At 49.5% G+C, this 14,021-nt stretch carries 12 protein-coding genes; 1 reads left to right on the top strand and 11 read right to left on the bottom strand.

Annotated elements, in window-relative coordinates:
• Positions 1-217: 217 nt before the first annotated feature.
• Positions 218-1,714: a PTS transporter subunit EIIC gene (locus AAEO50_RS05080; protein ID WP_341981165.1), complete on the bottom strand. Its 1,497-nt coding sequence runs from the start codon at positions 1,712-1,714 to the stop codon at positions 218-220.
• A 124-nt stretch (positions 1,715-1,838) separates the two neighbouring features.
• On the opposite strand from AAEO50_RS05080, the gene AAEO50_RS05075 reads away from it, so the two are divergent.
• The gene (locus tag AAEO50_RS05075; RefSeq protein WP_341981163.1) at positions 1,839-3,566 is read left to right on the top strand and encodes an amylo-alpha-1,6-glucosidase; all 1,728 of its coding nucleotides are present in this window, start codon (positions 1,839-1,841) and stop codon (positions 3,564-3,566) included.
• A gap of 40 nt (positions 3,567-3,606) precedes the next feature.
• Here AAEO50_RS05075 and AAEO50_RS05070 read toward each other — a convergent pair whose 3' ends face one another.
• From AAEO50_RS05070 to AAEO50_RS05025, 10 genes are all read right to left on the bottom strand, one after another.
• Positions 3,607-4,326 (bottom strand): UTRA domain-containing protein, encoded by a 720-nt coding sequence (locus tag AAEO50_RS05070; RefSeq protein ID WP_341981161.1) that lies wholly within the window; start codon positions 4,324-4,326, stop codon positions 3,607-3,609.
• A gap of 173 nt (positions 4,327-4,499) precedes the next feature.
• Positions 4,500-5,219, bottom strand: coding sequence for a DUF488 domain-containing protein (locus AAEO50_RS05065; protein WP_341981158.1), 720 nt, complete (start codon positions 5,217-5,219; stop codon positions 4,500-4,502).
• Positions 5,206-6,378 (bottom strand): staphylopine family metallophore export MFS transporter CntE, encoded by a 1,173-nt coding sequence (gene cntE, locus AAEO50_RS05060; protein ID WP_341981156.1) that lies wholly within the window; start codon positions 6,376-6,378, stop codon positions 5,206-5,208. Before cntE ends, AAEO50_RS05065 begins: the two co-directional genes overlap by 14 nt.
• A 91-nt stretch (positions 6,379-6,469) precedes the next feature.
• Complete coding sequence (locus tag AAEO50_RS05055) at positions 6,470-7,201, bottom strand: ABC transporter ATP-binding protein (protein ID WP_341981154.1); 732 nt, start codon at positions 7,199-7,201, stop codon at positions 6,470-6,472.
• Positions 7,195-8,010: a staphylopine uptake ABC transporter ATP-binding protein CntD gene (cntD, locus tag AAEO50_RS05050; protein WP_341981152.1), complete on the bottom strand. Its 816-nt coding sequence runs from the start codon at positions 8,008-8,010 to the stop codon at positions 7,195-7,197. The genes AAEO50_RS05055 and cntD overlap by 7 nt, the downstream gene beginning before the upstream one ends.
• A gap of 15 nt (positions 8,011-8,025) precedes the next feature.
• Entirely contained in the window at positions 8,026-8,922 is an 897-nt protein-coding gene (cntC, locus tag AAEO50_RS05045) for a staphylopine uptake ABC transporter permease subunit CntC (RefSeq protein ID WP_341981151.1), read from the bottom strand.
• A complete protein-coding gene (gene opp1B / locus AAEO50_RS05040; protein WP_341981150.1) occupies positions 8,922-9,854 on the bottom strand; it encodes a nickel/cobalt ABC transporter permease in 933 nt (310 codons plus the stop codon). The genes cntC and opp1B overlap by 1 nt, the downstream gene beginning before the upstream one ends.
• Positions 9,855-9,965: 111 nt before the next feature.
• Positions 9,966-11,576: a staphylopine-dependent metal ABC transporter substrate-binding lipoprotein gene (gene cntA, locus AAEO50_RS05035; RefSeq protein WP_341981147.1), complete on the bottom strand. Its 1,611-nt coding sequence runs from the start codon at positions 11,574-11,576 to the stop codon at positions 9,966-9,968.
• 58 nt (positions 11,577-11,634) lie between these two features.
• Positions 11,635-12,960: an opine metallophore biosynthesis dehydrogenase gene (locus tag AAEO50_RS05030; RefSeq protein ID WP_341981145.1), complete on the bottom strand. Its 1,326-nt coding sequence runs from the start codon at positions 12,958-12,960 to the stop codon at positions 11,635-11,637.
• Positions 12,957-13,760 carry a nicotianamine synthase family protein gene (locus tag AAEO50_RS05025; protein WP_341981144.1) on the bottom strand — a complete coding sequence of 268 codons (804 nt, stop codon included), beginning with the start codon at positions 13,758-13,760 and terminating at the stop codon, positions 12,957-12,959. Before AAEO50_RS05025 ends, AAEO50_RS05030 begins: the two co-directional genes overlap by 4 nt.
• Positions 13,761-14,021 lie beyond the last annotated feature (261 nt).

The raw sequence follows: 14,021 nt of genomic DNA, 5'->3' as shown, positions 1-14,021 counted from the left end.
CAATTCTCTTCCATCTCCACCTACCTCAATCCCCTATTTTCACTCTATCAAGAGTCCTCTATCAAAGTATCAAGCCCAATTCGAGTGTATTACCCCCAAAATCAGATTCACCTCCCACAATACAAACTGAATTAAAAGGTCAAGTGTCGAGTCACCCCTCTCGGCACTTTACAACCAAAAAAAGAGGCCCCATCACTGGGTACCTCCTAGAAAATCATCAAACCGAAGCATTCTCTGCCTTCAACTTCTTCTCTCCCTTCACACCAGCACCACTCCCAGCACCGGCTTTCCCATCAGCCGTCTTCCCGGCCTTGAAGAAATTACTCTTGAAGAACCCGAACGTCAATCCAACCGTGATCACAAACGTAATCGCCATTCCGGTAAAATAGAAAGCCCAGTGTTCCGGATAAACAGACAGGAACGATAACAAGCCGCCGACCCCGACTGATGTCGCTTTCACTCCTTGTGCTGCGAGGTACGCACTTCCGATCGCGCTTCCGATCATGACTGCGATGAACGGATAGCGGAAGCGGAGGTTGATTCCGTAGATGGCCGGTTCTGTTACCCCGAGCCACGCAGATAGTGTTGCTGTCAAAGAAACACCTTTCAATTTCTTGTTCTGCTTAATGATGAAGAACATCGTCAACGCAGCAGCACCCTGTGCGAGTGTGACGGTTTCCCCGATCGGCCATAACGTTACGTAGCCGAGCGTTCCCGCCATCTGCAGGTTGACGCCCAAGAAGATGTGGTGCATCCCTGTGATGACAAGCGGACCGGAGATGAATCCGTACACGGCACCGGCAAATGCAGGTGACACTTCAAATAGATACAGAATGCCGTCCGTAATCCAGTTCGAACCAGTCATCGTGATCGGTCCGATGACCCCGAACGTCAAAAGCCCTGCGAACACCAATGCAAGAGGTGCCACAAAAATCATCTGTAAATTATCATGAATGAAACGCTTCAATTGTTTTTCCGACCAGGTCAAGATCCATGTCGCAAAAATGACCGGCAGTACCTGTCCCTGATAGCCGATCTTCGCAATGTCCCAACCGAACAGGCTCCAGTATTCAACGTCTCCCGGATTTTCCGCATACGCGTAAGCGGACATCAGTGAGGGGTGAACTAATAACAAACCAAGCACGATCCCGAGCAGCGGGCTTCCGCCGAATTTCTTCGCAGCCGACCAGGCAATGAGCACCGGCAGGAATGTAAACGCTGTATTCGCAATCACATTGATGAACTCGGCAAAGCCTGTCCAGCCCGTGTGAACGTCGAGCAATGATTTTTCATCATAGAAGATGCCCGGATTCGCAAGCATATTATTCAGCCCGAGCAGCAATCCGGCCGCAACAATCGCCGGCAGGATCGGGATAAAGATATCAGCAAGCACCCGGACACCCTTCTGGATGACATTCCCCTTCTCGGCTACTTCCTTCTTCATGTCGTCCTTCGTCACGGCCTCCGCACCGGTTTGCGTGACAAACTCATTGTAAACCCTTTCAATCATGCCCGGACCGATGATCACCTGGAATTGACCGCTCGCCGTGAACGTCCCTTTCACAAGTTCATTTTCTTCCAATGCTTCTTTATCTACCAAACTCTCATCCACCAGCACCAAACGGAGCCTTGTGACACAATGCGAAGCACTGTTGACGTTCTCCGCGCCGCCTATATTCTTTATAATGTCAGCAACATTCTCTTTAAAGCCCATCCTCACGACCTCCTCAATAAATCGCTTTCATAAATTTTCAACTTGTTTAAACAAGTTCGTTATAGTACAGTATAAATTGTTATCAATCATTGTCAAGACTATTTTGAAAAAAGGAGCGTTCAACATGGATATCACAATCACACCGATGAGCCATTTCGGTTCTTATATGGCCCTCACCTTCCAGGAAAGCGAAACGCCTGAAAATAATGGCTTGTACCTGAACTCGGTTCGGGGGAAATCAAAGCAGCACCAAAATGCCCTAAAGGTTATCCCGGCAGTGAACGGAAAACCCGTTCCTTACACATATGAAGCAGACGAATTCCGCATCTCCCTTTCATTCGAGGGCGGGGAACTTCAACTGTGTTTCGAAGATTCCGAGCGTATTTTTGTAAAAGGGACAGGTGACAACGTCGGGCTCATCCTCGACACCCAGCCCGTCTTCAACTTCGAATATAACTATCTATTAGGCAATCCCGGTGAAGAGTTCTGCCTGATCAACAGCTACAAGAATCTCACCAAGTACATGATCTTTGCCCCGAATGGCAATGTCTCCCTTCAGCAGAATGTCTTCATGGACTCAGTCGGAAGCACGGTCGAGGCGGACAACCTGTCCTCCATACACATTACCCAGCTTGACGGTGCTGTGGATTTCCTATGTGTCATCGAAGACGTGCCGACCAATGGCGGATTCCCTGAAGAGAGGGAATATTCCTTTGAAGCAGCAATCGATAAAAGCACGAATCATTTCCTATCATTCTTGGAAAAGCAATCAACTGTGCCCGAGGGCTATGAACAGACATTGAGAGAAGCCGCGTACCTGAACTGGACCTGCATCGTCAATGAGCAAGGATTGTTAAAACGAAAAGCGATGTACATGTCGAATGCGAACTTCCCAGGTGTATGGAGCTGGGACAATGCCTTCAACGGACTGGCCCTTGCCGGTGTCGACGATCAGCTCGCCTGGGATCAGATCCAGCTTCTTTTCGACCACCAGGACGACCAAGGACAGATCCCGGGATCCGTCAGTGACTCGACCATTCGCTGGAACTTCTCCAAGCCGCCGGTGCAAGGTTTGTTCGTACTGAAGATGATGGAAAACATGACGCTCTCCACCGACCAATTGGAGACCATCTTTTCTCAGATTAAGAGACACGTAGAATTCTATCTTCACTACAAGGATTTCAACCGCGACGGCATCTGCGAATACCATCACGGCAATGATTCCGGCCAGGACAACAGCACCGTGTTCAGGGATGCCGACATCATCGATTCACCCGACCTGACCGCGTTCCTGATCAAGTCGATGGACATGCTTGCGGTCGTGGCAGGAAAACTTGGACGTACACAGGATCAAAACCATTGGGAAAAAGAAGCGGACAGATACACTAAGAAATTCTGCGACTACTTCTTAGTAGATGACCTGCCCGTCGCCCGCTTCACACGGGACGGCAAAGTGATTGAGAGCCAAGGTTACCTGCCGCTTGTGTCAATCATCCTTGCAGACAAACTGCCGGAAGCTGCCCGAAAAAAAATGATCGACACACTGAGCAGCGAACGCTACTTGACCAAGTGGGGAATTGCTTCGGAAGCAATCGACAGCCCTCTTTATGAAGAAGATGCCTACTGGCGCGGACCGATCTGGGCTCCGACGACCCTACTGTTTGTGGAAGCTTTTGAAGAATGCGGGGAACATGAACTGGCGAAAGACGTCGCCTGGAAATTCCTTGAGCTTTGCAAGCATGGCGGATTCGCAGAGAATTTTCATGCAGAAACCGGTGAGGGATTGAGAGATCTTGCCCATACATGGACGTCGAGTGTATTTATTCACCTGGCTGCGAAGCTCGCTCAATAATCCAAAAAAAGTGTACGAGAACTGGTTCTCGTACACTTTTTTACTTTCTTTGAGTTTGATCAAAAAACACAAAATTCCCCGGCGTATGCCGCGACTGCGTATGCTCGAACATCACACCGTCCGCATTGAAGATATGGCTCGTCACCACGACAACGCTGTTGAAACCGTCCAGCTTCAAATACGTTTCATCCGCTTCCGTCGTCCGTTCCACCACCATCTTCCGCTTCGCCGTGACCGCCCGCTGATCGAGTTCACGATCCAGATACTCGTAAATCGAGTCCTCTGCAATCCCAACTGTGAGCCCCTTCACGACATCTTTCCGGAAATAATTGTAGTCCATGATCACCGGGTTTCCTTCGAGATAACGGACCCGCTTCAGATGATACACCTCAACCCCGACCGGGATCAGCGTATGCGCATGGAGCTCCTCATCCACCGTCAGCTCCTCAAACACAATCACCTTCGTCTCATGCTTCTTATGATTCCTGAGGGCAAATTCCTTGAACGTCTCCGTCTCCCCGAACATATACTCATTCTGCTTGAAATCCTGATAAATCACACGTGCACCCTGACCGTGCTTCGTCTGCACATACCCCTCGCTCACCAGGTTCCCGATCGCCCGCCGCACCGTATTCCGCGAGCAGTCGTACTCCTTCACGAGCGTATTCTCCGAAGGCAGCAGCTGTTGATACTCATAAATATTCTGTTCAATTTTATGTTTCAGGTCTTGATAAATTTCTATGTATTTCGTTTTTGGCATGGTTGCCTCCTGTACTGCACTTGTTCTTCTTATTGAGATAGTATCATATGTCGGGGAAAAGGTGGACCTTAATTTCCCTCATTCAAAAAGCCCCACGGGCCATCAAATGATTACACACACCGAAGGACTTAATACGGAACAGGAAGCCCTCACCTGTCTTATGATGACGAAAATTACCCATCCAGCTCAGGATACACGACCGTGCCGTCTTCTTCAATGATCGGCATGGCCCCCCATTTTCCGAGTTCATGAGGGATCAGTTCAGACTGGCCATTTGAATCATCGATGATATGGCGGACATCCCATCCCTGTGCTTTCAGCAAGTTGCTGATGAGCAGACGGTGGCATCTGGCAGGATGGCGTTCAGAGCACATATAGACCAGACTGGTCCCCGATGCCTGTTCCTTCAATTCGTCAAGGCCCCCTTTGAACTCATCCGTCAGGGTGTAATCCGCATAATTGTGAAAGGACCTGTTGTTCCATCCGGCATTCAGGTCTTCACCTGTATGCCCCGACAGGCTCCTCCTGCCTCCGAGCTGAGGAAAATGACGATACCCGATGCCCGCTTCCCCCAGCCACTTCTCCATGTTTTCCTTCTTAAACTGCGGGTGCTTTCGGCTGGCTGGAAAGGCGCGGATATCCGCTACGCACCTGATTCCGACGGTCTCCAGCATCTTTAGGAAATGTTCCTCGGAATGAACCGAGTGACCAATTGTATATATTTTCATAAGAACATCCCCTTTCATAAGGAAATTGACGTGTATACTACTATACCCGTTCATCTTCCCATTATCCTTATGATTGGCAAGCTCTTTTCTCGTTTTTTGTTTTGACTTAGGAAAGGACGCTTCCATGTTTATCAATAACATGGATGATGAGCTACACGTTTTCATTCCGGCCCCAATAAGAAAAACCAACCATCATCACCCCTAATCCCGCACACACCATATACATCTTTGAGTATGACGTCAAGTCGGCTATCGGACCCATGATGACGCCTCCCATGGAAACGCCAAGATCGGCCGTTGCGATGAACAGCCCAAGTAAAACGTTTCGGTCCGCCTTGGGGAGAACAAAGGTCAGGTAGGTTGTGAGGGTTGGATAAATCAAGGCCTGAGCCACCCCGATCCCGATGGCCGCTGCATAGAAATAGGCTGCGCCGCCAGTGGAGGAAAAGCTGACGGACTGCGCGGAGAGGGCGAGCAGGAGGAATGTTCCCATCACAAATACCGGGTGCCATTTTCCGTCAGAAGGGACATGCTTTCTCAATGTGAAACGCGCCAGTACGACAGTCGCCGCCTGCATCATTAGGAAGACCCCGGCACTGCCGCCATCCAGTTGAAGGGCGTAGAGCGGGATGAACGTGGTGAACGCCCCGAATACAATAGACGATGCAAGCATAAGCACACTGCATTTGAATAGGAACGGATTCTTTACTAATTGCCCGAAAGATGCCAGCACATGTCCCCTCTCTGTGTTACCCGACTGTTCCTCAGCTTCCCCACTTTCCATCTTTGCACTATACCCGACAATACCGGTGACGACAGCGATCCCGATCATCACCCAGCCGAAGGAATCCATCCCTTCCTGCCAGATGGCGACAGCCGCCAATGGACCGAGAATCCCGGGAATATAGGAGAACAATGAATAAAGGGAAATCCCCTGAGAACGATCTTTTTCAGGAAGTGCGTCGATGATGCCGATTTGGAGCGCCATAGAGAAGAAGGCAGTCGACACACCTTGCAGGATCCGTGCCAGTACATACCCACCCAATCCTGATACGGCGTAAATCGCCAAGGCAATACCGTTCAGGACGAGAATGATACGGAGCACCTTTATGGGACCGTGCTTCTGAATGATCCTTCCAGCCCAGGGCCGGAAGAACATGGTAGTGAATAAATACGCCCCCATCACCAAGCCAATCGCCGTATTGCTCGCGCCCCACTCTTTTCCCTGCAGCGGAATCAGCACGTTCAGGATGGCGTTTGCACTGAAGTAAAATAGTACTAATATGTATAATCGTAAAAAGGGCCATGATAAAGCTCCCTTCACATTGCTCCCTCCTTCTTTTAGAAAGAGAGGGCACCTTGCCGGACAGCCCTCCCCTTCGACTCTAGATGTTCTTGACTTGCAGCCGCCGCTGCTACACCATCACGAGCGCACCCAGCAGCTTTTTCGCATAATCGGACTTCACATTTTTCAACTGCCGGGTCTCTGTAATCTCTTCGATCCGTCCATCCCGGAAAAAGATGATGCGGTCGCACAGATAAGCGGCTGCCTGGATGTCATGAGTGATGAACACGTAACTCATCCTCCTGCGTTCCTTCAAGGTCCGTAAGAGATCCAGGACTTGCAGCTGGACGGACACATCCAGGGAGCTGATGGCTTCATCCAAAAGGATACACCGGGGTTCGGCAGCAACAGCCCTGGCGATGCAGACCCTTTGAACTTCTCCCCCAGATAGTTCATGGGGATATTTTTGTCTGTAAGAAGGCGGCAGGCCGACTTCTTTCAGCAGGGTTTCCACCTTATTGGTCTCCCCATTCCTGCCGAGCGGTTCCATGATTGCTTCTTCCACTGTAAAAAAAGGGTTGATGGACGATTTATAATCCTGAAAGACGGCACTCATTTTCCCTGCTCGTATTTTACGTTTCGATACATCGGCACCATCCATTAGGACGGTCCCTTGATCTGGCTTCTCGATTCCAATCAGGAGCCGCCCAAGGGTCGATTTACCGCTGCCGCTTTCACCAATGATCCCAAGGCATTCGCCCGGCAGGCTTTGAAAGCTGACCCCGTTAAGCACTTGTTTCTTCTCTTGGGAAAAGAGCCCCCCCTGTTTATACGATTTGACTACATGTTCAACCTTCAGCATTGTTCACGACTCCCCATTAAGCTTGTAAAATGATCGCTCAAAGCCTGCCTCGTCGAAATCAGATACGAGGTATAGTCATTCTTTGGCTTGCGGAAGACCGATTCTACCGTGCCGCACTCGACAATTTCCCCTTCCTTCATCACGAGCAGCTCATCCGCGATTTTCCTTACCATGGCGAGGTCATGAGAGACAAAAATCATCGAACAGCCAATTCTTTCCCGTAAGCGGGAGAGCTCGTTCATCACTTCATATTGAGTGATCGCATCTAGTGCCGTTGTCGGTTCGTCCGCAATGATCAGGTCTGGTTCAAGGACGAGGGCAAGGGCAATCATCACCCTTTGCATCATCCCCCCGGAAAGTTGGTGGGGATAATGGTTCATCACTTCACCAGGATTCTTCAATAACACACTTTCCAATGCCCAATGAAGCTTTCTCTCCGTTTCCTCAGCCGACCAATCGAAATGTTCGGCTGCCGCCTGCTTCAGGTGCACACCGATGACGCTTGAGGGATCGAACGCGGTCATGCCGTTCTGCATGATCATATAGATTTCCCTGCCCCGTTTTTTCCTCATCTCTTTTTTTGTGAAAAGGGAGATATCCTCCCCTTTGAACAGGATCGTCCCCGTTTCTTTAAGCCCAGGTTGATTCAGCCTCATGAGCGCCCGGCACGTCAATGACTTTCCGCTTCCACTTTCTCCCGCGATGGCAAGGCAAGTCCCTTTTTTCAATTGAAAAGAGCTGTCTTTCACCAGGGTGTCACCCGTCCTTTCATCCAGGATGGTCAAGCCCGTTACTTTCAGTATGGTCACGTCACGTTCTCCTCCTTATGCCTGCGTAGATTCATGACGGTTCAGCCGTCTCTTCAATAGATAATTTCCCTTCACGTTCTTTTTCTTTTCCTGCGTCGAAGGATCAAGTGCAATCTGGAGCGCATCCGAGAAGAAATTAAAAGCCATGACAACGAGGATGATCGCAACCCCCGGAGCGAGCAATAATTCCGGACGGGTAAACATGACCTCTCTCGCTTCATTAAGCATCATCCCCCATTCGGCCGTCGGTGCCTGGACCCCGAGTCCGAGAAAGGAGAATCCCGAGATTTGAAGGATCATCGAGGAAATTGAACTGCTTGATATCACAGCGATGTCGGCGAATGTCACCGGGATGATGTGCTTGACCATGATCTCGATATGCCCCTTTCCGATCGTTTTCGCATACCTCACATAATCCGCCTCTGCAAACTGGCGGACGGAGGTGCGAATAATACGCGCGAACCATGCCCACTTTATTGTGATGAAGGCGATCAGGATGTTTTCAAGGCCGACTCCAAGCACACCGATGATGGCAAGCGCCATCACATATCCGGGGAACGACAGCATGATATCGCAGATTCTCATGAGAAAGGTATCCGCTTTCCCCCTGAAATATCCAGCCGTGAAACCGATCACCGCCCCGATCAGCACCGACACGACAAGCGCTGCGAGGACCCACAGTACACTCGGCCGGATTCCGTAGATGATGCGTGATAAGATGCAGCGTCCCAAATGGTCATTCCCGAGAAGGTATTCCCAGGAAAGAGGGGCATAGCGCAGGTTCATGTTCACTTCTTCAGGATCGTGGGGGGCGATGTAAGGTGCGAAGATCCCGCAGATGATCGTGAACAGGATGATCACAATCGATATCATTGCCAGAGGATCATTCCTTAAATGTTTCAGCCTTGTCATTACAGATCATTCCTTACCATTGGATTTATCACAGCGTTCAAGATATCCGATAATGCATTAAACAAGACGAACGCCGCGGCTACGAGCAGCACGTATGCCTGTATGATCGGAAAATCGCGGCTGACGATCGATTTGACACTGAGACTCCCGACCCCCGGCCAGGCGAACACATTCTCCACCACAACCGTGCTTCCAAGGATGATGGGAATCGCCATGCAGAAGACAGAAATCGCCACTTGCAGGGAATTGCGCAATATCCTCATCGTGATATGCCTTTCCTTAAGCCCGCAAGCACGTCCGTACATCACATAGTCTTTTCTCATGTTGCTGATCATCGAACTCCGGACCACCCTGAAATAGATACCTGCATAGCTTATAGTAATAACGGTAACGGGCAGGATGTAACTGCCTATCGAACCCGTCCCATTTGTCGGGAACAGGTCAAGCTTCACGGCAAAGTACCAGATCATCAACGATGCAAGCAGATAAGAAGGCATCGCCGTCAAGAAAAAGGAAATCCCCCTGACCGACTGATCCAGCGCTTTCCCTTCCCGAAGGGCGCAGATGACGCCCAGAAGGATGGAAAACAGAACGACCATGAAGGAAGATACAAGCGTCAGCTTCAACGTATTGAAAAACGCAGGTCCAAGAAGTGCCCAAACAGGCTGCCCCGTTACAAAGGATGTCCCAAAGTCCAGGTGGAGACAGGACCACAGCCAATCCGCATACTGGATAAGAAACGGCCGATCCATGCCAAGCTCCTCCCTCGTCTGTTCCATCAACTCCCCAGTAATGACGGGGACCCCCTGTGCCTGCAGGACGACTTTCGCCGGGTCCATCGGAGATAAATTCATCAGTACGAAGGTGATGAACGAAATGATGAAGAGGACGGGGATGGAAATCAACAGCCTCCTTATCATATAGCGAACCATATCAACACTCCCCTTACACTGATTTTCATATTAAAAATGAGGTATGACCCGGCGGAATTCCGGGTCATCTTTATGAATTGAACGGGACTGATACCAGACTCTGCTGTCACCCTATTCAAATCTCATTTTCTCAAATGGCAGTTCGAACTGCGTCTGCTTGAACGATAATCCTTTCATATCGGCCGGTGCGACCACGGTCATGCTTCCATTCGAGATCGGGATGAAGACCGCTTCCTTGTGGACGATGGTGAGGATATCTTTATACAATGCTTTCTTTGTTTCTTCGTCGGTCGCCCTCATCACATCGTCGATTTTCTCGTACAATTCATCCGCCTGTTGAATGCCTTGTGTTGTATGAAGATATGATGCTTCCGAAGTGAATGCTGCGATTGTGCTTTGTGGATCATAGGCAAGTCCCCATGTCTGGTTGAATAGAAGATCATACTCCCCGGTTGACCGTCTATTGGCAATGGATGTAGATTCTTCCCCGACGAGGTCAAGCTTCACCCCGATTTTCTTCAATGAACTCTGAATGAATTCAGCCTGTGTCTTCTGCGAGGATGAATTGATGTCATAGTATAAGTGCATGGCCAACTGCTTGCCGTCTTTCATGCGCACGGATCCTTCTTTTACATCCTTCCAGCCTGCAGTATCGAGAATATCCCCTGCCTTTTCCAAATCGAATTCCCGTTTTTCAAGCTCGACATCAGCGTAGTTAACGTTCGACGAGAACAGGGTATGTGCTTCGGTTTCGGTTCCTTCCAGGATCTTTTTTGTAATGGTCTCCCTGTCGATTGCATACCAAAAGGCTTCACGGACGGCCTTGTCACTGACAGGTGAGTTCTTGCGGCTGCTGTTGGCAACGATCATTTTCGTATTCATCGGATCACTTTTCACCACTTGATAATCACCGCTTTCGACTAACTGATCCATTGCTTCCTTGTTCAGACTGTCGGCACCACGGTCATCAGTGAACGCGAAATTGATTTCCCCTTTTTGAAAGGCAAGGAAGGTCGTCTCACCGGCAGGCAGCACTTTTGCTGTGATTTTCTTTAAGGAAGGCTCTCCATCCCAATAGTCTTTGTTCGCTTCAAATGCAGCGTACTCATCCACCTTATGTTCCTTCAGGATATATGGCCCTGTTCCGTTATAGTCCTTGACCCCGCTCTTCGTTTCTCCGTCTTTGAAATCGTTCGGCGACAGGAACACATATGGTCTTGTCATGGAAAGCTCGACAAGCGCCGGATCATAAGGCTCTGTTAAAACAAGTTCCACTGTATGTTCTCCCGTTGTCCGGACGCTGTCGATTTTCGACGAAAGCTTGATCCAGGCATGCTTTTCAGCATTGCGTTGAACGGCTTCGATATTCTTCTTTACCGCTTTCGCATTGAATGGCTCCCCGTCGTGAAAGGTGACCCCTTTCCTCAGATGGAACGTATACACCTTACCGTCTTCTGAGATTTCCCATGATTGGGCAAGCAGCGGTTTGATGCCGTCTTCCGTATTTTCCACGAGCGACTCGAACACTTTCCCCTGCGCAGGCATCGAGCCCGTGTAAAGATGCGGATTCATGTCATTGATATCCTTTGCCGTCGCATATACCAGTTCATTTTTTTCACTATGCTCCCCTGAGCCTCCCTCCGTTTTGGATGAGCAGGCAGCCAGGGCTGTCAGGATCACTAGTGTCAAAGACAACAACGCAAATCGTTTGTATGTTTTCATTTTTTTCTCCCTTATCTTGATTTCTTTTTTAAAAATTCATTGTAAATGACGTGCGTACTTACGTTTTATTCTGTAAAGTGTTCCCTCTTTCAGGAACATCTGCCCCGAGCTCCCCCGTGATCCGTTCAACATCTTCACGAAAATCCGGGACCAGGAATGCGTCGGATCGCCTGTCTTCCTGATGGATGTGCGCCATTTCTTTCAATTTAGCCTCATATGTCCCAATCAGTTTGTCTATGGAGGGGCACGCAACATGCAAATATCTGGCTATCCCCTGGATGATTTTGATCCGGTAGTAATCCTCTTTCGGCATTCTCGGGATATCGAGCTCACCTTCCCGATTGATGAACATTTTACGAATCGGAACTGCAGAGAAGTCGAAGTATCTCCCTTCCTCGTCCGGAGTCGAAAATGGATCGACCAACAAGGAGGTGTAGCGTACGTACAGTAAATATTCCTGGTGAATCGGCAGCAATTGTTCAAAGTTTTCGATGTCCTGACGAGGCAGGCTTTCAAGTCTTACCGGGTAGGTATCGTCCGTCATGAACCGGAGAAGATTGAGTGGAGCGATGCCAAGCTTCGCAAGGATCTTCATCATCTCCTGCCACTGAGAACGCATATCCCGGATCAGCTGCTGAGTGATCGGACCTTCAGGAAAAAGTTTATAGACATACTTCTTGGGGCCGTCCCCTTCAAAAATGGCCCGAAGCGTAAACTTATTCATGAACAAGGGAGGATGGACGTACAGGGAAATATTCCTCGTCTCCGCTTCAAGCGGGGACCGCATTTTGACCAATTCAATGCCAAGTTCCCTTCCCAGTGCCGCAAGCGACTGGACGATAGGCGACGATGGCCTGCTGGAACCGATGTACAGCTTCTTCTTAACGGCCGTTGTGATCACCCGATGAGAGGGCTCCTCTTCTGCCCAGCGCGTATCCCCTAGATACGTGGAAAAACTGATGACTTCCGCCTCTTCATTAACCGGCCTCATGAAATTTTTAACCAGGCTGTTGGATCCGAATGTAGGAGAAATAAGTACAATGGCCTGGACCTTTTTCAAAACTTCCGGTTTGATTGCTTTAAGCACATCAATATAAGCATCAGTGGTGACTGCCAGCACAAGGACATCCCATCCGCCTTCCACCGTTTCAAACCCGGGATATACATGATCCACCTTGCATTCCCCTATCATTCTCTCATTCTTCTGATTTTGAACAGACACAAGAATGTGATCCTGATTCACCTCGAGTGATTGAAAAAAAACCCTCGAACGGAAGGATTGCCTCCCTGCCAGCCCTACCTTACAGCCCAATCTGTTTTTCACCATCACAGCAAGCTGCACGGAAGCAGGTCCCGTCCCGGCAAATAATACCCGCTTGTTCATCGGACCCCTCCCCGTAAAGCTTTCTCGTAAATGAATAGATCGAATATCTGATCAGGGCGGATCACGTTCCCTGCTGTAATCCATTTCCCTGCATCCACTTCCTCGGAAGGATAATTGAACAGCGATTTAAGACCATTCCCATAACGCATCGACACGACAACCCCGTCCCCCGTCAAGTCATGCAGCTGATCGAGCAGGTCGTATTTCACTTCCACTGTAGAACTGAAGATGATATGCGTTACTTCTCTCAAGTTTTCTAGTTCTTCCACACTCTTCTGTTCGAGCCTGATATCAAGACCCGAACCAAGACTCTCTACAACCCGGCGTCCCAATGTGACCGCTTCTTCATCAATATCGATTCCGAGGACCTTCGCCCCCGTGCGTCTCGCAATGACAAGCGGAGTCATCGGGAAAGAACCGGATCCGACAAGAAGGACAACCGATTCACTCGTTACTTGGAAACTTCCGAATTCTTCATCGATGCACGATTCAATATTTTCAAAGTAATCCGCCTTCCCAGTCCTTCCTTTTAAAAGCGCATGGGCGCGATGTTTCTCCAGGGTGGCAACAGCGAATGCCGAAGCCTTACGCAGCAGATAAACTTCGCTCGGGACCCCCTTCCGTTCAAGCTGTCCCCATTTCTCTATGTATGCATCGTCGAGTATGAAACGGGAATACTCATCGACCACTCTCTCCAATTCCAAAGCATCATCGTCTTCAGAAGTGAATCCCTGAACGGCATGATCAAATCGTTCCAAAAACATAAGCAATTCGTCTTCAAATGTCTTGAGTGCTTTCACTTCATTTCCTCCAGATGAATTATTTTGTATTCTGAAATTTGCCGCCTGCCCCAATGAATTGAGCCCTGATTGAAACAGGCTTGTATTGGTGTGATTGACCGGGGGATGGTGTCGAGGGGATGGTGCCTGGCTCAATTCGACCCTTTTGTGCCTGGCTCAAACCAGTCCTTTTGTGCCTGGCTCAAATCACCCCTTTTGTGCCTGGCTCAAATCACCCCTTTTGTGCCTGGCTCAAATCACCCCTTTTGTGCCTGGCTCAAA

It is taken from the genome of Rossellomorea oryzaecorticis, from assembly GCF_038405515.1.
Classification (GTDB): Bacteria; Bacillota; Bacilli; order Bacillales; family Bacillaceae_B; genus Rossellomorea; species Rossellomorea oryzaecorticis_A.
The sequence above is the reverse complement of the archived record's forward strand: the minus strand, read 5'-3'. Positions and strand labels throughout refer to the sequence as shown.